The organism is Pseudomonas sp. M47T1 (genome assembly GCF_000263855.1).
Taxonomy (GTDB): Bacteria; Pseudomonadota; Gammaproteobacteria; order Pseudomonadales; family Pseudomonadaceae; genus Aquipseudomonas.
In genome coordinates this window covers 21,635-40,406 of the sequence record NZ_AJWX01000036.1, presented here as the reverse complement: position 1 = coordinate 40,406, position 18,772 = coordinate 21,635, and the positions used below count along the sequence as shown (strand labels likewise).

Here is an 18,772-nt window from a genome sequence, read left to right as displayed (position 1 = left end):
CAACATGAATCCCATGAAAGCCCTTCGCCAATATCAGAAGGTCAGTTCTGTGGCGCAGACCTCCGAAGCGAGCCCGCACCGCCTGGTGCAGATGCTCATGGAGGGTGGTCTCGATCGCCTGGCACAAGCCAAGGGCGCGCTCAGCCGCGGCCAGATCGCGCAAAAGGGCCTCATGTTGAGCAAGGCCATTGAAATCATCGGCGGCCTGCGTACCGGCCTCGATCCCGAAAAAAGCGGTGGCGACCCGGCTTCCCTGCAAGACCTGGATGCCCTGTATGCTTACATGATGCAGCGCCTGGGCGAAGCCAACCGCAAGAACGATTCGGAAATGATCGATGAGGTTGCCAAGCTGCTGATTACCGTCAAGAGTGGCTGGGATGCCATCGCAACCGTCGAGTAAGGCCAAAATGTCCGAGGAAGTCGACATGAGCGCACTGCAACGTATTGAACACACCAGTCTGGCCCTGAGCGACGCCCTGGCGGCGCGCGATTGGGAAGCCATTCGCGAGCTGGATCGCCAGTGCCGCGCCTGCGTCGACGCCCTGGCGGTGGAAGACCAGCCCAACGAGGACGAACTTCGGAGCAAATTGGAAGGGCTGCTGGCCGTGTATCGGCAGTTGCTGGAAGCCAGCAAGGGCGAGCGCAAGGCAATAGTCGACGAGATGTCACAACTGAAACATGCGCACAACGCTGCAAAGGTTTACCATCTGTTCCGTTAATTTGCTCGGTTGATCAGAAGTAATGCGCCATAAATTTGACTGTATTCGCTTTTTTGACTTAACTAGTAGCTGTTTACTTTCTTCAGGCGTCTATAGGTTGTTACCGACCAAATGAACGTCTAGCTTGCCCATTGCGGGCATCGAGTTGACTAGGGAAGTTGCTATTGCATGTGGCGTGAAACCAAAATTCTGCTAATCGATGACGATAGCGTTCGCCGCCGGGATCTGGCGGTGATTCTAAATTTTCTCGGCGAAGAAAATTTGCCCTGCACCAGTTCCGACTGGCGCCAGGTTGTCGACTCGTTGTCGTCGAATCGGGAAGTGCTTTGCGTCCTGGTAGGGACTGTCAACGCCCCCGGTACCCTTCAAGGCTTGCTTAAGACCATTGCCGGGTGGGATGAGTTCCTTCCGGTGCTGCTTTTAGGTGACGCAGCCCCTGGCGACCTGCCGGACGACTTGCGCCGGCGCGTGCTTTCCACCCTGGAAATGCCGCCCAGCTACAGCAAGCTCCTGGATTCACTGCACCGCGCCCAGGTCTATCGCGAAATGTACGACCAGGCCCGCGAGCGCGGTCGTCAACGCGAGCCCAACCTGTTCCGCAGCCTGGTAGGCACCAGCCGTGCCATCCAGCACGTACGCCAGATGATGCAGCAGGTGGCCGACACCGACGCCAGTGTATTGATCCTGGGCGAATCGGGCACCGGCAAGGAAGTGGTGGCGCGCAACCTGCACTACCATTCCAAGCGCCGTGACGCGCCCTTCGTGCCGGTCAACTGCGGCGCTATCCCGGCCGAGTTGCTGGAAAGCGAACTGTTCGGCCATGAGAAGGGCGCCTTCACCGGTGCCATCACCAGCCGTGCCGGTCGTTTCGAGCTGGCCAACGGCGGTACCCTGTTCCTCGACGAAATCGGCGACATGCCGCTGCCCATGCAGGTCAAGTTGCTGCGTGTGCTGCAAGAGCGCACCTTCGAGCGCGTGGGCAGCAACAAGACCCAGAGCATTGACGTGCGCATCATTGCCGCCACGCACAAAAACCTGGAAAGCATGATCGAGGTCGGCACCTTCCGTGAAGACCTCTATTACCGCCTGAACGTGTTCCCCATCGAGATGGCGCCACTGCGTGAGCGCGTGGAAGACATCCCGCTGTTGATGAACGAACTGATCTCGCGCATGGAGCATGAAAAGCGCGGTTCCATTCGCTTTAACTCTGCGGCCATCATGTCGCTGTGCCGTCATGGCTGGCCGGGCAACGTTCGCGAACTGGCCAACCTGGTGGAGCGCATGGCAATCATGCATCCGTACGGGGTGATCGGAGTTGCCGAGCTGCCGAAGAAATTCCGCTACGTGGACGACGAAGACGAGCAACTGGTCGACAGCCTGCGCAGTGACCTGGAGGAACGCGTGGCCATCAATGGCCATACGCCGGACTTCACCACTGGCGCCATGCTGCCGCCCGAAGGCCTGGACCTCAAGGACTACCTCGGTGGCCTGGAGCAGGGGCTGATTCAGCAAGCGTTGGACGATGCCAACGGTATCGTGGCGCGTGCCGCCGAGCGCCTGCGTATCCGCCGTACCACCCTGGTAGAGAAGATGCGCAAGTACGGCATGAGCCGGCGTGAAGGCGACGACCAGACAGATGATTGACGCTTGAGTTCCCCAGGCTGGCGCACGGACGCGCCGGTCGAACTGCTTTGTATCTTTTTTCGCATTTCCCCCTCTCTTGTAACCCCTTGTCTACGCTGGCTTTCCTTGATTTGTATCAGGGTCGATGCCAATCTCTGGCGCTGTGATGGCGCGCACAAAATGATTCGGCACGACGATTGCTACATAGCTGGCACGATACCCGTTTATGACGGTATGCCACGCGAGAGATCACGATGCCACAGGCCGCCCCCATGACCACTGCCCCTGAACTCGAGGGTCAGCCCTCTGTTGAACAGACCAGCCGGCTGGGCCTTGAGCAGGCGTTTGCACTGTTCAACCAGATGTCGACCCAGCTCAGCGATTCCTACAGCATGCTCGAGGCCCGCGTGGCCGAGCTCAAGGGTGAGCTGGCCGTGGTCAGCGCCCAGCGCATGGCCGAGCTGGCCGAGAAGGAACGCCTGGCGAACCGCCTGCAGCACTTGCTCGACCTGCTGCCGGGCGGCGTGATCGTCATCGATGCCCACGGCGTGGTGTGCGAAGCCAACCCGGCGGCGCGCCAGTTGCTTGGCGAGCCGCTGGATGGCGTGCTGTGGCGCCAGGTGATTGCCCGCTGCTTCGCCCCGCGCGAGGACGATGGCCATGAAATCTCCCTCAAGGACGGCCGCCGCCTGTCTATCGCCACTCGTTCGTTGGGTTCTGAGCCCGGGCAACTGGTGTTGCTCACGGACTTGACGGAAACCCGCCGCCTGCAAGATCAACTGGCTCGTCACGAGCGCCTCTCGTCCCTGGGCCGCATGGTGGCTTCCCTGGCCCATCAGATTCGTACGCCACTGTCGGCGGCATTGTTGTATGCCAGTCATTTGACGGAGCAAGCCTTGCCGGTGGAAACCCAGCAGCGCTTTGCCGGGCGCCTCAAGGAGCGCCTGCATGAGCTGGAACACCAGGTTCGCGACATGCTCGTGTTCGCCCGGGGCGAGCTGCCGCTGAGCGACCGCCTGACCCCGCGCGCGCTGTTTGAAGCCTTGCAGTCCGCCGCCCACACCCATCTTCAAGACCTGGCGGTGCGCTGGCAGTTCGATTGCCCGGTGGGTGAGTTGCTGTGCAACCGCGACACGCTGGTGGGCGCCTTGCTCAACCTGATCGAGAACTCGATACAGTCCAGCCCGGGCCAGGTGCACCTGAAAATTCACTTGTATGCCCGCGATCACCAGCTGCGCCTGGCCATCAGCGACAACGGCAGCGGCATCGTGCCCGCCGTGCTGGCGCGCCTGGGCGAGCCATTTTTCACCACCAAGACCACCGGCACCGGCCTCGGCCTGGCGGTGGTCAAGGCCGTTTCCCGCGCCCACCAGGGCGAGTTGGCGATTCGTTCGCGGCTGGGGCGCGGTACCTGTGCAGTGGTGACGTTGCCACTGATCCATACCCGTGCGGTGCAGGAGTAACGCTGATGGCCATCAAGGTACTGCTGGTCGAGGATGATCGGGCCCTGCGCGAGGCGCTGGGCGATACCCTGGAATTGGGCGGCTACGACTACCGCGCCGTAGGTACCGCTGAAGACGCGTTGCTGGCCGTGGCCAGCGAGGTGTTCGGCATGGTCATCAGTGACGTCAACATGCCGGGCATGGACGGTCACCAGTTGCTGTGCCAATTGCGCAGCCGCCAGCCGCAGTTGCCGGTGCTATTGATGACTGCCCATGCAGCGGTGGACCGCGCCGTGGAAGCCATGCGCGCCGGTGCCGCCGATTACCTGGTAAAACCGTTTGTGCCCAAGGCGCTGCTGGATCTGGTGGCGCGTCATGCCCTGGGTTGCCTGGGCGCTACCGAGAGCGAAGGGCCGGTGGCGGTTGAGCCTGCCAGCGCGAAATTGTTGGAGCTGGCCGCGCGCGTGGCGCGCAGCGACTCCACCGTGCTGATTTCCGGCGAGTCGGGCACTGGCAAGGAAGTGCTGGCGCGCTACATTCACCAGCAGTCCAATCGGGCCAGCCAGCCGTTCATTGCCATCAACTGTGCGGCCATTCCCGACAACATGCTCGAAGCCACGCTGTTCGGCCATGAAAAGGGTTCGTTCACCGGTGCCATCGCGGCCCAGGCCGGCAAGTTCGAGCAGGCCGATGGCGGTACTTTGCTGCTCGACGAAATTTCGGAAATGCCCCTGGGCTTGCAGGCCAAGTTGCTGCGGGTGTTGCAGGAGCGTGAAGTGGAGCGGGTAGGGGCGCGCAAACCGATTGCCCTGGACATTCGCGTGGTGGCCACCACCAACCGTGACCTGGCCGGGGAAGTGGCGGCGGGGCGTTTCCGTGAAGACTTGTACTATCGCCTGTCGGTGTTCCCGCTGGCCTGGCGCCCGTTGCGCGAGCGCACCGCCGACATTCTGCCGCTGGCCGACCGTTTGCTGGCCAAGCACGTCAATAAAATGAAGCATGCTGCCGTGCGGCTGGCGCCGGCAGCCCAGGCGTGCCTGGTCGGCTACCCGTGGCCAGGCAACGTACGTGAGCTGGACAATGCCATTCAGCGTGCGCTGATTCTGCAACAAGGTGGGCTGATCCAGGCCGAGGACTTCTGCCTGGCAGGCCCCGTGGGTGCGGCGCCGTTGCCGGCACTGTCCATCGTGCGCAGCGCGCCGGTGGCTGTCGAGTCCTTGACGGCGCTGCCCGCCGAAGCGGCTGGCGGCCTGGGCGACGACCTGCGTCGCCGGGAATTCCAGCTGATCATCGACACCCTGCGCACCGAGCGCGGCCGCCGCAAGGAAGCTGCCGAACGCCTGGGCATCAGCCCGCGCACCTTGCGCTACAAACTGGCGCAGATGCGCGACGCCGGCATGGACGTGGAAGCCAGCCTGTACGCCAGTTGATTATCGAAATTAAAACAACGGCCACAACCTGATCTGTGGGGCCTGGCTTGCCAGCGAGCTTTTGAACCATCACAAGCCCGCTGGCAAGCCAGCTCGCGCATTGTTGTGTAAGGTTTTTGTGATGCAGGTCCGGAGCTGGCACCCTTGTTGCTACCTCCTTTGTATCCGTTGTAACAGTGTCAAAAAATTGCGGGCCGTCGGAGAGAGTGATCCATGAGCCAAGGTATTGAATTCAACCGTCTGATTATGGACATGCGCACCATGCAGGCTGACGCCATGGGTGCCAGCAAGACTGCTGCCGCCCCGGAAGCGGCGGGCACTAGCAGCTTTGCCGACTTGCTCGGCAATGCGGTCAACAAGGTCAGCGACACCCAGCAGGCGTCGGATCAGTTGGCCAACGCCTTCGAAATCGGCAAGAGCGGTGTCGACATCACCGACGTGATGGTGGCGTCGCAGAAAGCCAGCGTGTCGTTTCAGGCGCTGACTCAGGTACGCAACAAGCTGGTTCAGGCGTACCAAGACATCATGCAGATGCCGGTTTAAGGGCGAGATTGAGACATGGCAGACGCAGTCGTGGATAACGTACCCGCCAAGAGCGGCGCAGCCGGTGGCAAAGCGCCGCTGTTTGGCCTGTCATTCCTGGAAAATATTTCCAAGATGACCATGTTGCGTCAGGTGGGCCTGTTGGTCGGCCTGGCTGCCAGCGTGGCGATTGGTTTTGCCGTGGTGCTGTGGTCGCAGCAACCTGATTACCGTCCTCTGTACGGCAGTCTTGCCGGCATGGACACCAAGCAAGTGATGGAGACCCTGAACGCGGCCGACATCCCTTACACCGTTGAGCCGAACTCCGGCGCACTGTTGGTGAAGGCTGACGACATCGGCCGTGCGCGGATGAAGCTGGCGGCTGCCGGCGTGGCGCCTAGCGACGGCAACGTCGGCTATGAAATCATGGACAAGGAACAGGCGCTCGGCACCAGCCAGTTCATGGAAACCGCGCGTTACCGTCAAGGCCTTGAAGGCGAGCTGGCCCGCACCATCTCCAGCCTGAACAACGTCAAGGGTGCCCGTGTGCACCTGGCCATTCCGAAAAGCTCGGTGTTCGTGCGCGATGACCGCAAGCCCACCGCGTCGGTATTGGTAGAGCTGTACCCGGGCCGTACCCTGGACGCAGGCCAAGTGTTGGCCATCGTCAACCTGGTGGCCACCAGCGTGCCGGAAATGGACAAGTCCGGCGTTGCCGTGGTGGACCAGAAGGGCAACCTGCTGTCCGAGCAACTGCAAGACTCCGAGCTGACCATGGCCGGCAAGCAGTTCGACTACAGCCGCAAAATGGAAAGCATGCTCACCCAGCGTGTGCACAACATTCTGGAACCGGTACTGGGCAACGATCGCTACAAGGCTGAAGTATCGGCAGACGTAGACTTCAGTGCCGTGGAATCCACCAGCGAACAATTCAACCCTGATCAACCGGCCCTGCGCAGCGAGCAGTCGGTGACCGAGCAGCGCTCCAGCGGCAGCGGCCCTTCGGGCGTGCCGGGTGCCCTGAGCAACCAGCCGCCTTCGCCTGCCAGCGCGCCTCAGAAAACCGGCGGCGCGGCAGCCCCGGCAGCCCCGGCAGCGATTCCGCCAGGCCAACCGTTGCTGGACGCCAATGGTCAACAGATCATGGACCCCGCCACTGGTCAGCCGATGTTGGCGCCGTACCCGGCCGACAAGCGTAACCAGTCCACCAAGAACTTCGAACTGGACCGCTCCATCAGCCACACCAAGCAGCAGCAGGGTCGCCTGACCCGCCTGTCGGTGGCGGTGGTGGTGGATGACCAGGTCAAGACCGACGCGAAGGGCGAGGTCAGCCACAACCCGTGGAGCGCCGACGACCTGTCGCGCTTCACCCGCCTGGTGCAGGATGCCGTTGGCTTTGACGCCAGCCGTGGCGACAGCGTGACGGTGATCAATGCGCCGTTCTCGGCGGACCGTGGCGAAGTGGTACCGGAAATTGCCTTCTACCAGCAGCCGTGGTTCTGGGATGTGGTCAAGCAGGTACTGGGTGTGCTGTTCATCCTGGTGCTGGTATTTGGTGTGTTGCGCCCTGTGCTCAACAACATCAGCGGTGGCAAGAACAAAGGGCTGGTCGGCGCCGACGGCGACGTGGAACTGGGTGGCATGGGCGGTCTGGATGGCGAACTGGCCAACGATCGTGTCACCCTGGGTGGGCCGCAGAGTATCCTGCTGCCTAGCCCGAGCGAGGGATATGACGCTCAGTTGAACGCAATCAAGAGTCTGGTGGCCGAAGACCCGGGTCGCGTGGCCCAGGTCGTGAAAGAGTGGATTAACGCCGATGAGTAACAATCAAGCGCTTGCCGCCAAACTGACCAAAGTCGACAAGGCGGCCATCCTCCTGCTGTCCCTGGGCGAGACCGATGCCGCCCAGGTGCTGCGGCACATGGGGCCCAAGGAAGTTCAGCGCGTGGGCGTGGCGATGGCGCAGATGCGCAACGTGCACCGCGAGCAGGTCGAACAGGTAATGAGCGAGTTCGTCGAGATCGTCGGCGACCAGACCAGCCTTGGCGTGGGTTCGGACACCTATATCCGCAAGATGCTCACCAGCGCCCTGGGTGAAGACAAGGCCAACGGCCTGATCGACCGCATCCTGCTGGGTGGCAACACCAGCGGCCTGGACAGCCTGAAGTGGATGGAACCGCGCGCTGTGGCCGACGTGATCCGTTACGAACACCCGCAGATCCAGGCGATCGTGGTGGCGTACCTGGACCCCGACCAGGCTGGCGAGGTGCTGGGCCATTTCGACCACAAGGTGCGCCTGGACATCATCCTGCGGGTATCGTCGCTCAACACCGTGCAACCGGCGGCGCTGAAAGAATTGAACCAGATCCTCGAGAAGCAGTTCTCGGGCAACTCCAACGCTTCGCGTACTACCCTGGGTGGTATCAAGCGTGCGGCCGACATCATGAACTTCCTCGACAGTTCGGTGGAAGGTGCGCTCATGGACTCTATTCGCGAAGTCGACGAAGACCTGTCCGGTCAGATCGAAGACCTCATGTTCGTGTTCAACAACCTGGCCGACGTGGACGACCGCGGTATCCAGGCGTTGCTGCGCGAAGTGTCCTCCGACGTACTGGTGCTGGCCCTCAAGGGCTCGGACGAGAACGTCAAGGAAAAGATCTTCAAGAACATGTCCAAGCGTGCCGCCGAGTTGCTGCGCGACGACCTGGAAGCCAAGGGGCCGGTACGGGTCAGCGACGTGGAAACGGCGCAGAAGGAAATCCTTACCATTGCCCGTCGCATGGCCGAGGCCGGCGAGATTGTGCTGGGCGGCAAGGGCGGCGAGGAAATGATCTAAGCTGCCGTTTCGTGGTCTCACGTTGACCGGGCGGGCCTCTTCGCGGGCAGAGCCCGCTCCCACATAGGGTCAGGCCACATCGGCCAGTGTGGGAGCGGGCTCTGCCCGCGAAGAGGCCACCGCCGACCTCAAGCATTCTGGCGCCATCAGGAATAATCAATGTCCCGCCCCTCTGAAGAACACCCAAGCGATTTGATCCGCGCCAAGGATCTGCAAGGTTTCGACCTGTGGGCCATCCCCAGCTTCGACCCCGAAGTGCCCGAGCCCGAGCCGGAACCCGAGCCCCTGGTTGAAGAAATCGAGGAAGTGCCGCTGGAGGAAGTCCAGCCGCTGACGTTGGAAGAGCTGGAAAGCATCCGCCAGGAGGCCTACAACGAAGGCTTCGCCACGGGCGAGAAGGAAGGTTTCCACAGCACCACCCTCAAGGTGCGCCAAGAGGCCGAAGTGGCCCTGTCGGCCAAGCTGCAAAGCCTGGAACAGCTGATGGAGCACCTGATGGCGCCCATCGCCGAGCAGGACAGTCAGATTGAAAAATCGCTGGTGGAGTTGGTGGGGCACATCACCCGCCAGGTGATCCAGCGCGAGCTGAGCACCGACTCCAGCCAGATCGAACACGTGTTGCGTGAATCGTTGAAGTTGCTGCCCATGGGCGCCGGCAACGTGCGGATTTTCATCAACCCCCAGGACTTCGACCAGATCAAGGCCCTGCGCGAGCGTCACGAAGAAACCTGGCGCATCGTTGAAGACGAGGCCCTGTTGCCCGGCGGCTGCCGCGTAGAGTCCGAGCACAGCCGTATCGACGCCAGCATCGAGACGCGCATTACCCAAGCCCTGGCGCAGCTGTTCGACCAGTTGCATGAACAAGCGCTGCACCCCGCCGAAGCCGATGTCAGCGTCGAGCTGGATGGCCCAGATGCGCCTTGACCGCACCAGTTTTGCCAAGCGCCTGAGCGGCTACGCGTCGGTGGTCAGCCTGCCGGCGCAGCCCGTGCTGGAAGGGCGCCTGCTGCGCATGGTGGGCCTGACCCTGGAAGCCGAAGGCCTGCGCGCCGCCATGGGCAGCCGCTGCGTGGTGATCAACGACGACAGTCATCACCCAGTGCAGGTGGAAGCCGAGGTCATGGGCTTCTCCGGCACCAAAATATTCCTGATGCCAGTGGGCAGTGTTGCCGGCATTGCCCCGGGCGCCCGCGTGGTACCGCTGGCCGACACCGGCCGCCTGCCCATGGGCATGAGCATGCTGGGGCGTATTCTTGACGGTGCCGGCCGTGCCCTGGACGGCAAGGGCGGCATGAAGGCCGAAGACTGGGTGCCCATGGACGGCCCCACCATCAACCCGCTCAAGCGCGACCCTATCAGCCAGCCACTGGACGTAGGCATTCGCAGCATCAACGGTTTGTTGACGGTAGGCCGCGGCCAGCGCCTGGGCCTGTTCGCCGGTACCGGGGTGGGCAAGAGTGTGCTGCTGGGCATGATGACCCGCTTCACCGAGGCCGACATCATTGTGGTAGGCCTGATTGGCGAGCGGGGCCGCGAGGTGAAGGAATTCATCGAGAACATTCTGGGCGAAGAAGGCCTCAAGCGTTCCGTGGTCGTCGCCTCGCCGGCTGACGAAGCGCCGCTGATGCGCCTGCGCGCCGCCATGTATTGCACACGTATTGCCGAATATTTCCGCGACAAGGGCAAGAACGTCCTGTTGCTGATGGACTCCCTGACCCGTTTCGCCCAGGCCCAGCGGGAAATCGCCCTGGCTATCGGCGAGCCGCCGGCTACCAAGGGTTACCCGCCGTCCGTGTTCGCCAAGCTGCCCAAGCTGGTGGAGCGCGCCGGCAACGCCGAGGCCGGTGGTGGCTCCATCACCGCCTTTTACACGGTGCTGTCGGAAGGCGACGACCAGCAGGACCCCATCGCCGACTCGGCGCGGGGTGTGCTTGACGGCCACATCGTGCTGTCCCGGCGCCTGGCGGAGGAGGGGCACTACCCGGCCATCGACATCGAAGCGTCCATCAGCCGGGTCATGCCCAGCGTGGTCAGCCCGCAGCACATGGCCCAGGCCCAGCAGTTCAAGCAGCTGTGGTCGCGCTACCAGCAAAGCCGCGACTTGATCAGCGTCGGCGCCTATGTGCCTGGCGGCGACCGCGAGACGGACCTGGCCATCAACCTGCACCCCACCCTGGTACGCTACCTGCGCCAGGGGCTGGACGACAACGAAAGCCTGGAAGCCAGCGGCGAACGCCTGGCGGCCGTGTTCAAACCCGTGGCGCAGAGCTGATAGGCCATGGCGATCAGTCGCGCAGCACGCCTGGCCCCGGTGGTAGACATGGCCGAAAAGACCGAGCGCACCGCCGCCCAGCGGCTGGGGCATTTTCAGGGTCAGGTGCGCATCTCCGAAGGCAAGCTGGCGGAGCTTGACCGCTACCGCGAAGACTATCAGGCCCAGTGGCATACCTACGGCAGCAAGGGCGTTTCCGGCCAGTGGCTAATGAACTACCAGCGGTTTTTGAACCAATTGGAAACCGCCGTTGCCCAACAGAAGCAGAGCCTGGCCTGGCACCAGAAAAACCTCGAGAACGCCCGGGTTACCTGGCAGCAGGCGTACGCGCGGGTAGAAGGCCTGCGCAAGCTGGTGCAGCGTTATATCGACGAAGCCCGGCAGTTGGAGGACAGGCGCGAGCAGAAGCTGCTCGATGAACTGTCCCAGCGTTTGCCGCGTCAGGCCGGCTTCTAGCCAGTTATTTGTCAAGGCGCAGGTTGCCGGTGGCCGTCCACGATGCTAAACCTTGTACGGAGCTGGCTAATTTAAAGGAATTTTGTACATGGCCGTAAAAGCTGAATACTCTGCCCAGGGAAAAGAGCTGACCATCAGCATTGTTGGTCGGTTCGACTTTGGCTCCCACCAGTCATTTCGTGACGCCTACGAGCGTGGCAACGAAAAGCCCAAGGCCTACATAATCGACCTCAAGAATACCACCTACCTCGACAGCTCGGCACTGGGCATGCTGTTGCTGCTACGTGACCACGCCGGCGGCGATGCGGCCAAGGTACGGCTGGTCAACAGCAACAGCGACGTGAAGAAAATCCTTGCGATTTCCAATTTCGACAAATTGTTCAAGATCGAATGACCATGCTCGAGGCCAGTGAACCGCTGACCGTACTGATTGCCGACGACAACATGACTGATCGCATGTTGCTGTCCAGCATTGTACGGCGCCAGGGCCATCGCGTGTTGACCGCCAGCGATGGGCAGGAAGCAGTCGAAGTCTTTGCCCAGCGCCGCCCGCAACTGGTGCTGCTGGACGCCATGATGCCGGTGGTGGACGGTTTCGAGGCGGCGCGGCAAATCAAGGAGCTGGCCGGCGAAGCGCTGGTGCCGATCATTTTCCTCACTTCCATGACTGAAGAGCAAGCCCTGGTGCGCTGCCTGGAGGCGGGGGGCGACGACTTTCTGGCAAAGCCCTACAACCAGGTGATCCTGGCCGCCAAGATCAAGGCCATGGACCGCCTGCGTCGGCTGCAAGCCACAGTGCTGGAGCAGCGCGACCTGATCACCCGCCACCACGGCTACCTGCTCAACGAGCAGCGCGTGGCCAAGGCGGTGTTCGACCAGGTGGCGCATTCGGGCTGCCTCAGCTCGCCCAACATCCGCTACATGCAATCCCCCTACGCATTGTTCAATGGCGACCTGCTGCTGGCAGCGTTCACGCCGTCGGGCGGCATGCACATGCTGCTGGGCGATTTCACCGGCCATGGCTTGCCCGCTGCCGTGGGCGCCATGCCCCTGGCAGAAGTGTTCTATGGCATGACCGCCAAGGGCTACGGCCTGCCGGAAATCCTGCGGGAGATGAACGCCAAGCTCAAGCGCATCCTGCCGGTGGACATGTTTTGCTGCGCGACCCTGCTCAACCTCAATTTTCAGCGGCGCATCGTAGAGGTGTGGAATGGCGGCATGCCGGACGGTTACCTGCATCGCCTGGACACCGGCGAGCATGTGCCCCTGCGCTCTCGTCATCTGCCGCTGGGCGTGTTGTCACGGGCGACTTTCCAGGACAAGACCGAAGTGTTTGCGCTGCAACCGGGTGACCGGCTGTTCCTGCTGTCCGACGGCGTGATCGACACCGCCAATGCCGACGACCAGTTGTTTGGTGTGGAGCGGTTGCAGCGGGTGTTCGAGCTGAACAAGAACCCCGACCTGTTGTTCGAGGACATTCAGGCGGCGTTGAAGACCTTTCGCGGTGAATCGCGCGACGACGTCAGCATGGTCCAGGTGGAAATGGTCGAGCCCGATTCCCTGGAGCAGCCGGCCACGGTGTATTCCGACAGCGGCGCCTCCAGCCCGCTGAACTGGTCCATGAGCCTGGAACTGCGCGCCGACACCCTGAAGCGTTTCAACCCGTTGCCTTACCTGCTGCAATTGCTCCAGGAAATCCATGGCCTGCGAGCGCAGAGCGGGGCGCTGTACAGCGTATTGTCGGAACTGTACTCCAACGCCCTGGAGCATGGCGTGCTGGGGCTGGACTCCACCCTCAAGCGCGATGCCGAGGGATTTGCGAAATATTACGAGCAGCGCAATACTCGCCTCAACCAGCTGAAGGACGGCTATGTGCGCCTGCACTTTCTGGTCCAGCCGCAAGGCAGTGGCGGGCGGCTGATCATTGATGTGGAGGACAGCGGCCACGGCTTTGACGCCCGTCAGGTCATGACGCGCCCCGCCGAGGAAAAAGGCCTTTCCGGCCGGGGGCTGAAGCTGATCAGGCAACTGAGCCACAGTGCCCAGTGGTCGGAAGACGGCCGCAGTGCCTGCGTGGAATTTTCCTGGGAGGCTCTGGCATAATCCCGGCTTGATCAAGGAGCGAACAAGTGTCTAATCAACATCTGGACTACGACGTGCTGAGCGCGCTGCAGGAGGTCATGGAGGAGGAGTATCCGCTGTTGCTGGATACCTTTCTGACTGACTCCGAGGCGCGGCTGAATGAACTTCACAAGGCCACCGACCCCAAGCAGTTGGGCCTGGCTGCCCACAGTTTCAAGGGCAGCAGCAGCAACATGGGCGCCAACCAGCTGGCTGACCTTTGCCACCAGTTGGAAGAGCGCGTCAAGCATCCGCCACTCAACGGCATTGAAGACTTGGTCAACCGCATCGACCACGAATTCGCCGAAGTGCGCCGCCTCTACCGCGACGAGCGTCAACGCTTCCCCTGCTGACAGGTGCGGGCGCTGGCTTGCCCGCAAGCTTTTGAGGGCGATGAAGGCTTGCTGGCAAACCCGCTCCCACAGAATCGTGTCTACGCGCTTACAAAGCTGGCCCGACTCTTGCTATCTCCTTTGCACCTGTACCCCCGATTCAGTGCAGTGGAGACCTGTCAATGTCAGTCGCGTCAAACCCTCTCTTGCAGATCAGCAGTGCGGCGAGCACTCAGGCCAGTACCTTGGCCACCCTGAGCAAAGCCGCCGAGCCCGCCAAGGACGCGTCTGCCGACTTTGCCAAGGTGTACGCCAAGCAATCCCAGGCTACCCCCACCAAAGTGGCCACGGTTGATCATCAGCAGGCGGCCAGCAAGCAGGACGCCACCGCCAGCCAGGCCAAGAGCAAGACCGCCACTGACAAGGACACTGCCGCTTCCAAGCCGGCCGTTGCCGATAGCGGCAAGAATTTGCCTGCCCATAAAACCGCCAAGGCGGACAAGAGCGACAAGGCGGGTAAAACCGATAACACCGACAAGGCAGACAAGGCAGACAAGGGCAAGGGCAAGGACGACGACCAGGACGATGACTCGGTTAGCGACGCCACCACCAGCACCGCCACCGATACGCCTGTGGTAGCAGTCACCACGCCGGACCCGACCACCCCCGTGGCCGCCACGCCCGACCCCACCCAGGCGCAGGCCCAGCCAACGCCCGTGGTGGACCCGGCGCAAACCGCTGCGTTGCTGCAAACCCAGGTACCGGCCCAGGGTGCCACGGCCAGCACCACCGACAGCGACAGCTTCGACCCGTCCAAGGACGACCCGCTGGCCAACATGCCCACCCTGCGCCTGGCGCTGGAACAGAATGCCAAGGCCCAGGGCACTACCTCGGCCCACGCCCAGACCGACAACGACGCCAGTACCCAGGGCGCCGTCAACTCCGATGCCGACCAGAGCTTCGCCACCGGCCTGGCGGCCATGGTGGTGCAGCAGAAGGGTTCGAGTGACGGCACCGGCGACAAGGCGTTCGACAGCCAGATCGACGACGGCCTGAAGAACGTCAAGGGCGCCACGGCCGACACGCGCATCGATGACTTCGCCAATCGGCTGGCGGCCATGACCGATGCCCCCACCGCCAAGACCGTCGCGGCCACGCCTGCCCCCGTGCAGGCCCCGACCACGCAGTTGGCCATGAACCAGAGCGGCTGGACCGAGGGCGTGGTGAACCGGGTAATGTACCTGTCCAGCCAGAACCTCAAGTCGGCCGACATCCAGTTGACGCCGGCGGAGCTGGGTCGTCTGAGCATTCGCGTCGACATGACCCCCGACCAGCAGACCGCAGTGACCTTCACCAGCGCCCACCTGCACGTGCGCGAAGCGCTGGAAAGCCAGCAGGGCAAGCTCAAGGACATGTTCGCCGAACAGGGCATGGGCCAGCTCGACGTCAATGTTTCCGACCAGTCGCGACAGTCCTCCCAGGATCAGGCACAGCAGGGCCAGCGCACCGCGCGCGGCACTCGCGGCAGCGACAGCCTGGACGGCGTGGCCGCGGCCTCGCCACTGGCGGCCGAGCCCACCGTTCAGCAAGTCATCGTCGGCACCAGCGCCATCGACTATTACGCCTGACCCCCGCCGCGTGCCGGGGGCCCCAAAAGCTCACTGGCACGCCAGCTCCCCGACGGTGGTGGTTGCGTTTCATCGCATTGTGAAAATCCTGACAACTCTGGCATAACACTTGCTCCTGCCTGTGCAGGTGAGTGTTAACCCCCCGATTAGTGACGGATTATTGGCATGGCGAAGAGCGAAGCAGAGAAAGACCCTGCGGTAAAAGGCAAAGGCAAACTCAAGATGATCATTCTTCTTGTCCTGGTCCTGCTGCTGGTGATTGGTGCGTCCATAGGCGCCACCTGGTTCTTCCTGCACAAGGGCGCCGAGGCCAAGCCGGCCGAAGCGGCCGCCGCAGCCCCGGCAGGCAAGCAGCCCGCCCTGTACGAGCCGCTGACGCCTGCGTTCGTTGTCAACTTCAAGCAGGACGGCCGCGACCGCTACATGCAGGTCAGCCTGACCATGCAGGCGCGTGACAAGGCCGACCTGGATGCGCTGCTGGTGCACATGCCGGTGATCCGCAACAACCTGGTCATGATGTTCTCGGGCGAAGACTTCGCCACCCTGGCCACCCCGGTTGGTGAGGAAATGCTGCGCCAGAAAGCCACGGCCGCCGTGCAGGCAGTGGCGCAGAAAGAAGTCGGCAAGCCGGTCATCGACCAGCTGCTTTTCACTAACTTCGTATTGCAGTAGGAACACGACATGGCCGTGCAAGACCTGCTGTCCCAGGATGAAATCGACGCGCTGCTGCATGGCGTGGACGATGGTCTGGTGCAAACCGAAAGCAATGGTGAGCCGGGCAGCGTCAAAAGTTATGACCTGACCAGCCAGGACCGCATCGTCCGTGGCCGCATGCCTACGCTGGAAATGATCAACGAGCGTTTCGCCCGTTACACCCGCATCAGCATGTTCAACCTGCTGCGCCGCTCGGCGGACGTGGCGGTGGGTGGCGTGCAAGTGATGAAGTTCGGTGAATACGTGCACTCGCTGTACGTGCCCACCAGCCTCAACCTGGTGAAGATCAAACCATTGCGCGGCACTGGCCTGTTCATTCTGGACGCCAAGCTGGTGTTCAAGCTGGTGGATAACTTCTTTGGCGGCGACGGCCGCCACGCGAAGATCGAGGGGCGTGAATTCACCCCCACCGAGCTGCGCGTGGTGCGCATGGTGCTGGACCAGGCCTTCATCGACTTGAAGGAAGCCTGGCAGGCCATCATGGAAGTCAACTTCGAGTACATCAACTCCGAAGTGAACCCGGCCATGGCCAACATCGTAGGCCCCAGCGAGGCGGTGGTGGTCTCCACGTTCCACATCGAACTGGACGGCGGTGGCGGCGACCTGCACGTGACCATGCCGTACTCGATGATCGAGCCGGTGCGCGAAATGCTCGACGCCGGCTTCCAGTCCGACCTGGATGACCAGGACGAACGTTGGAGCAAGGCCCTGCGTGAAGACGTGCTGGACGTGAGCGTGCCCATTGGTGCGACCGTGGCCCGCCGCCAGCTGCGCCTGCGCGACATCCTGCACATGCAACCGGGGGACGTTATCCCGGTGGAATTGCCCGACGAATTGATTCTGCGCGCCAACGGCGTGCCGTCTTTCAAGGCCAAGCTTGGTTCCCACAAGGGCAACCTGGCGCTGCAAGTGATTGAGCCGATCGAACGTCGCTGAGGCGTTGTCGATAAGGTATTAACCCTGAATTTATTGACCGTCGAGGACATCTGATGGCTGACGAACACGAAATGACTTCCCCGGAAGACCAGGCCCTGGCTGACGAATGGGCTGCGGCCCTGGGTGAATCCGGCGACGCCGGGCAAAGCGACATCGATGCCCTGCTGGCAGCCGATGGCGGTGCCTCGGGTTCGCGCCTGCCCATGGAAGAATTCGGCAGCTCGCCCAAGCCTAACGGCCCGGTGAGCCTGGACGGTCCGAACCTGGACGTGATCCTCGATATCCCCGTGACCATTTCCATGGAAGTGGGCGCTACCGACATCAACATCCGCAACCTGTTGCAACTCAACCAAGGCTCGGTGATCGAGCTGGACCGCCTGGCCGGCGAGCCGCTGGACGTGCTGGTCAACGGTACGCTGATCGCCCATGGCGAGGTGGTGGTGGTCAACGAAAAGTTCGGCATCCGCCTGACCGACGTGATCAGCCCCAGCGAACGTATCAAGAAGCTGCGCTGAATGGGCCGTTTGCTGACGTTGTTGCTGGCATTGCCGTTGCCGGCGTTCGCCGCCACGGTCACCGCGCCTGGTACCTTGGCGACCCCGGCTGCCACGGCGCCGGTGGTGGGCTCGGCACTGAGCGGCGGCGGCATGGCCGGGCAGTTGACTCAGCTGATGCTGGGCCTGCTGCTGGTGATTGGCCTGATCTTCGCCTTGGCGTGGGTGCTGCGCCGAGTTCAGCAGGCCACCCCCCACGGCGGCCAGGTGATCGAGCTGCTGGGCTCGCGCGCCCTGGGCCCGCGTGACCGGCTGGTGCTGGTGCAGGTGGGCAACGAACAGATTCTGCTGGGGCTGAGCCCGGGGCGCATTGCCCCGCTGCACGTCATGCAACAGCCCATCCAGATGCCGGCGAAAACCAAGCCGGCCTCGCCAGACTTCGCCCAGCGCCTGATGGAGTTGCTGGGCAAGGACCAGAAGGATAAGCACTGATGGGCGCGTTGCGCTTTTTGTTGACCCTGGCACTGGTGGTGGCCGCGCCGATGGCGCTGGCGGCCGACCCGTTGTCGATCCCGGCGATCACCCTGGGCACTGGCGCCAACGGCCAGCAGGAGTATTCGGTCAGCCTGCAGATCCTGCTGATCATGACGGCGCTGAGCTTTATTCCGGCGTTCGTCATGCTGATGACCAGCTTCACCCGCATCATCATCGTGTTCTCCATTCTGCGCCAGGCCCTGGGCCTGCAGCAGACACCGTCCAACCAATTGCTCACGGGCATGGCGCTGTTCCTGACCATGTTCATCATGGCGCCGGTGTTCGACAAGGTTAACCAGCAGGCCCTGCAGCCTTACCTGGCCGAGAAGATGAGCGCCCAGGACGCGGTGATGAAGGCCGAAGGGCCGGTCAAGGATTTCATGCTGGCGCAAACCCGCCAGAGTGACCTGGACCTGTTCATGCGCCTGTCGCGCCGCACCGACATTGCCAGCCCCGACCAGGCACCGTTGACCATCGTGGTGCCGGCATTCGTCACCTCGGAGCTGAAGACGGCGTTCCAGATCGGCTTCATGATCTTCATCCCGTTCCTGATCATCGACCTGGTGGTTGCCAGTGTGCTGATGGCCATGGGCATGATGATGCTGTCGCCGCTGATCATCTCGCTGCCGTTCAAGATCATGCTGTTTGTGCTGGTGGATGGCTGGGCCCTGATCATTGGTACCCTGGCCAGCAGTTTTGGCGGCGTCTGAGAC

Annotated in this window: 20 protein-coding genes; all 20 read left to right on the top strand. The window is 62.5% G+C overall.

The features are described 5' to 3' along the window. Window positions 1-4 precede the first annotated feature (4 nt). The 20 genes from fliS (at window position 5) to fliP (ending at window position 18,769) form a co-directional block, all read left to right on the top strand. The gene (gene fliS, locus PMM47T1_RS26385; RefSeq protein ID WP_008374902.1) at window positions 5-400 is read left to right on the top strand and encodes a flagellar export chaperone FliS; all 396 of its coding nucleotides are present in this window, start codon (window positions 5-7) and stop codon (window positions 398-400) included. 25 nt (window positions 401-425) lie between these two features. Then, complete coding sequence (gene fliT, locus PMM47T1_RS26380) at window positions 426-719, top strand: flagellar protein FliT (RefSeq protein WP_043301558.1); 294 nt, start codon at window positions 426-428, stop codon at window positions 717-719. A gap of 168 nt (window positions 720-887) precedes the next feature. Continuing rightward, window positions 888-2,363, top strand: a complete 1,476-nt coding sequence (locus PMM47T1_RS26375) for a sigma-54 dependent transcriptional regulator (RefSeq protein WP_008374897.1) — start codon at window positions 888-890, stop codon at window positions 2,361-2,363. 251 nt (window positions 2,364-2,614) lie between these two features. Further along, the gene (locus PMM47T1_RS26370) at window positions 2,615-3,805 is read left to right on the top strand and encodes a sensor histidine kinase (RefSeq protein WP_238536661.1); all 1,191 of its coding nucleotides are present in this window, start codon (window positions 2,615-2,617) and stop codon (window positions 3,803-3,805) included. Window positions 3,806-3,810: 5 nt separating this feature from the next. Continuing rightward, a complete protein-coding gene (locus PMM47T1_RS26365; RefSeq protein ID WP_008374892.1) occupies window positions 3,811-5,214 on the top strand; it encodes a sigma-54-dependent transcriptional regulator in 1,404 nt (467 codons plus the stop codon). Between the two features lie 213 nt (window positions 5,215-5,427). Beyond that, window positions 5,428-5,757, top strand: coding sequence for a flagellar hook-basal body complex protein FliE (gene fliE, locus PMM47T1_RS26360; protein ID WP_008374890.1), 330 nt, complete (start codon window positions 5,428-5,430; stop codon window positions 5,755-5,757). A 15-nt stretch (window positions 5,758-5,772) separates the two neighbouring features. Continuing rightward, complete coding sequence (gene fliF, locus PMM47T1_RS26355; protein ID WP_008374888.1) at window positions 5,773-7,560, top strand: flagellar basal-body MS-ring/collar protein FliF; 1,788 nt, start codon at window positions 5,773-5,775, stop codon at window positions 7,558-7,560. Then, window positions 7,553-8,572: a flagellar motor switch protein FliG gene (gene fliG / locus PMM47T1_RS26350; protein ID WP_008374887.1), complete on the top strand. Its 1,020-nt coding sequence runs from the start codon at window positions 7,553-7,555 to the stop codon at window positions 8,570-8,572. The genes fliF and fliG overlap by 8 nt, the downstream gene beginning before the upstream one ends. A 159-nt stretch (window positions 8,573-8,731) precedes the next feature. Beyond that, window positions 8,732-9,496: a flagellar assembly protein FliH gene (gene fliH, locus PMM47T1_RS26345; protein WP_008374885.1), complete on the top strand. Its 765-nt coding sequence runs from the start codon at window positions 8,732-8,734 to the stop codon at window positions 9,494-9,496. Beyond that, window positions 9,486-10,844 (top strand): flagellar protein export ATPase FliI, encoded by a 1,359-nt coding sequence (fliI, locus tag PMM47T1_RS26340; protein WP_008374883.1) that lies wholly within the window; start codon window positions 9,486-9,488, stop codon window positions 10,842-10,844. Before fliH ends, fliI begins: the two co-directional genes overlap by 11 nt. A gap of 6 nt (window positions 10,845-10,850) precedes the next feature. After that, a complete protein-coding gene (gene fliJ / locus PMM47T1_RS26335) occupies window positions 10,851-11,300 on the top strand; it encodes a flagellar export protein FliJ (protein ID WP_008374881.1) in 450 nt (149 codons plus the stop codon). 88 nt (window positions 11,301-11,388) lie between these two features. Beyond that, a complete protein-coding gene (locus tag PMM47T1_RS26330) occupies window positions 11,389-11,694 on the top strand; it encodes an STAS domain-containing protein (protein WP_008374879.1) in 306 nt (101 codons plus the stop codon). Then, window positions 11,691-13,403, top strand: a complete 1,713-nt coding sequence (locus tag PMM47T1_RS26325; protein ID WP_008374877.1) for a fused response regulator/phosphatase — start codon at window positions 11,691-11,693, stop codon at window positions 13,401-13,403. Before PMM47T1_RS26330 ends, PMM47T1_RS26325 begins: the two co-directional genes overlap by 4 nt. A gap of 26 nt (window positions 13,404-13,429) precedes the next feature. Then, complete coding sequence (locus tag PMM47T1_RS26320) at window positions 13,430-13,774, top strand: Hpt domain-containing protein (RefSeq protein ID WP_008374875.1); 345 nt, start codon at window positions 13,430-13,432, stop codon at window positions 13,772-13,774. Window positions 13,775-13,935: 161 nt separating this feature from the next. After that, window positions 13,936-15,381 carry a flagellar hook-length control protein FliK gene (locus tag PMM47T1_RS26315; RefSeq protein WP_008374873.1) on the top strand — a complete coding sequence of 482 codons (1,446 nt, stop codon included), beginning with the start codon at window positions 13,936-13,938 and terminating at the stop codon, window positions 15,379-15,381. Between the two features lie 165 nt (window positions 15,382-15,546). After that, window positions 15,547-16,053: a flagellar basal body-associated protein FliL gene (fliL, locus tag PMM47T1_RS26310; protein ID WP_008374871.1), complete on the top strand. Its 507-nt coding sequence runs from the start codon at window positions 15,547-15,549 to the stop codon at window positions 16,051-16,053. A 9-nt stretch (window positions 16,054-16,062) separates the two neighbouring features. Further along, window positions 16,063-17,031 carry a flagellar motor switch protein FliM gene (fliM, locus tag PMM47T1_RS26305; RefSeq protein ID WP_008374868.1) on the top strand — a complete coding sequence of 323 codons (969 nt, stop codon included), beginning with the start codon at window positions 16,063-16,065 and terminating at the stop codon, window positions 17,029-17,031. Window positions 17,032-17,084: 53 nt separating this feature from the next. Further along, entirely contained in the window at window positions 17,085-17,546 is a 462-nt protein-coding gene (gene fliN, locus PMM47T1_RS26300) for a flagellar motor switch protein FliN (protein WP_008374866.1), read from the top strand. Continuing rightward, window positions 17,547-18,017, top strand: coding sequence for a flagellar biosynthetic protein FliO (gene fliO, locus PMM47T1_RS26295; RefSeq protein ID WP_008374863.1), 471 nt, complete (start codon window positions 17,547-17,549; stop codon window positions 18,015-18,017). Beyond that, window positions 18,017-18,769, top strand: a complete 753-nt coding sequence (gene fliP, locus PMM47T1_RS26290; protein ID WP_008374859.1) for a flagellar type III secretion system pore protein FliP — start codon at window positions 18,017-18,019, stop codon at window positions 18,767-18,769. Before fliO ends, fliP begins: the two co-directional genes overlap by 1 nt. The last annotated feature ends 3 nt before the right edge of the window (window positions 18,770-18,772 follow it).

Excerpts from the sequence above, each read along its gene's own strand:
- fliS (WP_008374902.1), top strand. The coding sequence starts at position 5 with ATGAATCCCATGAAAGCCCTTCGCCAATATCAGAAGGTCAGTTCTGTG.
- fliT (WP_043301558.1), top strand. The coding sequence starts at position 426 with ATGAGCGCACTGCAACGTATTGAACACACCAGTCTGGCCCTGAGCGAC.
- PMM47T1_RS26375 (WP_008374897.1), top strand. The coding sequence starts at position 888 with ATGTGGCGTGAAACCAAAATTCTGCTAATCGATGACGATAGCGTTCGC.
- PMM47T1_RS26370 (WP_238536661.1), top strand. The coding sequence starts at position 2,615 with ATGACCACTGCCCCTGAACTCGAGGGTCAGCCCTCTGTTGAACAGACC.
- PMM47T1_RS26365 (WP_008374892.1), top strand. The coding sequence starts at position 3,811 with ATGGCCATCAAGGTACTGCTGGTCGAGGATGATCGGGCCCTGCGCGAG.
- fliE (WP_008374890.1), top strand. The coding sequence starts at position 5,428 with ATGAGCCAAGGTATTGAATTCAACCGTCTGATTATGGACATGCGCACC.
- fliF (WP_008374888.1), top strand. The coding sequence starts at position 5,773 with ATGGCAGACGCAGTCGTGGATAACGTACCCGCCAAGAGCGGCGCAGCC.
- fliG (WP_008374887.1), top strand. The coding sequence starts at position 7,553 with ATGAGTAACAATCAAGCGCTTGCCGCCAAACTGACCAAAGTCGACAAG.
- fliH (WP_008374885.1), top strand. The coding sequence starts at position 8,732 with ATGTCCCGCCCCTCTGAAGAACACCCAAGCGATTTGATCCGCGCCAAG.
- fliI (WP_008374883.1), top strand. The coding sequence starts at position 9,486 with ATGCGCCTTGACCGCACCAGTTTTGCCAAGCGCCTGAGCGGCTACGCG.
- fliJ (WP_008374881.1), top strand. The coding sequence starts at position 10,851 with ATGGCGATCAGTCGCGCAGCACGCCTGGCCCCGGTGGTAGACATGGCC.
- PMM47T1_RS26330 (WP_008374879.1), top strand. The coding sequence starts at position 11,389 with ATGGCCGTAAAAGCTGAATACTCTGCCCAGGGAAAAGAGCTGACCATC.
- PMM47T1_RS26325 (WP_008374877.1), top strand. The coding sequence starts at position 11,691 with ATGACCATGCTCGAGGCCAGTGAACCGCTGACCGTACTGATTGCCGAC.
- PMM47T1_RS26315 (WP_008374873.1), top strand. The coding sequence starts at position 13,936 with ATGTCAGTCGCGTCAAACCCTCTCTTGCAGATCAGCAGTGCGGCGAGC.
- fliL (WP_008374871.1), top strand. The coding sequence starts at position 15,547 with ATGGCGAAGAGCGAAGCAGAGAAAGACCCTGCGGTAAAAGGCAAAGGC.
- fliM (WP_008374868.1), top strand. The coding sequence starts at position 16,063 with ATGGCCGTGCAAGACCTGCTGTCCCAGGATGAAATCGACGCGCTGCTG.
- fliN (WP_008374866.1), top strand. The coding sequence starts at position 17,085 with ATGGCTGACGAACACGAAATGACTTCCCCGGAAGACCAGGCCCTGGCT.
- fliO (WP_008374863.1), top strand. The coding sequence starts at position 17,547 with ATGGGCCGTTTGCTGACGTTGTTGCTGGCATTGCCGTTGCCGGCGTTC.
- fliP (WP_008374859.1), top strand. The coding sequence starts at position 18,017 with ATGGGCGCGTTGCGCTTTTTGTTGACCCTGGCACTGGTGGTGGCCGCG.